Here is a 648-nt window from a genome sequence, read left to right on the forward strand (position 1 = left end):
TCAGAGGAAAAGATTGTAGCAGATGAGAAAGCAATCCAGGAGGCTATAAATGACTAAAAGGGTAAAGCTGAGTAAGTAGGCCGAGACGGCTTTTCAAAGATTGAAGTATGTCTAAGGAGGTAGTATGTATCAATTTTTAAATGCTATTGCGCATGGCGCAGTTGGAACTATCTTGATTGCGATCTGGTTCGTACCGCTCTTCAGGATAACTATATGTGATAACTTTGGAAATGAAATCAAAACGAAAAGGCTACCATTAGCGTTCTTAATGTTACTAAAAAGTGTTTGGCCGAAAAGTAAGGTTTCATTTATTTGGAAAGGATATAAGAAGCATGAGAAACGGAGGTAAGGCACTGGTATAAAAACAAAAATTCACATAGAGTAGAAAGGATATATCCATTATGATAGATACAATCAAACGCTGGATTGAAAAGATAAAATCTAGCCCAATTTTGAAGCCATTTATTAAGACTAAAGTTTGGTTTCAAGAGAATATTATTAAGAGAAAACTAGTCATTTTCTCAATGTTGTTTGTGACTTGGTTAAGTCTTTTGATGGGAGCGATTTTCTCACCACAAAGACAAACATATACCTCAGAACAGCTCAAAACAAAGCAGATTTTTGCGAATGGCAGTGGTGAGATGAAAC

At 35.8% G+C, this 648-nt stretch carries 1 protein-coding gene and 1 pseudogene; both read left to right on the forward strand.

Features of this window, described 5'->3' with window-relative positions; genetic code table 11:
• The first annotated feature begins 124 nt into the window (after window positions 1–124).
• Window positions 125–349, forward strand: coding sequence for a multidrug transporter MATE (locus HMPREF2619_RS02085; RefSeq protein WP_070458700.1), 225 nt, complete (start codon window positions 125–127; stop codon window positions 347–349).
• A gap of 52 nt (window positions 350–401) precedes the next feature.
• Window positions 402–648 (forward strand): annotated as a pseudogene (locus HMPREF2619_RS02090) (hypothetical protein); the annotation flags it as partial.

Origin of the sequence: Streptococcus sp. HMSC074B11 (assembly GCF_001808705.1) — a bacterium.
Lineage (GTDB): Bacteria > Bacillota > Bacilli > Lactobacillales > Streptococcaceae > Streptococcus.

What these genes read in the sequence shown, in the direction of transcription:
- HMPREF2619_RS02085 (WP_070458700.1), top strand. Translation starts at nt 125, where the DNA reads ATGTATCAATTTTTAAATGCTATTGCGCATGGCGCAGTTGGAACTATC.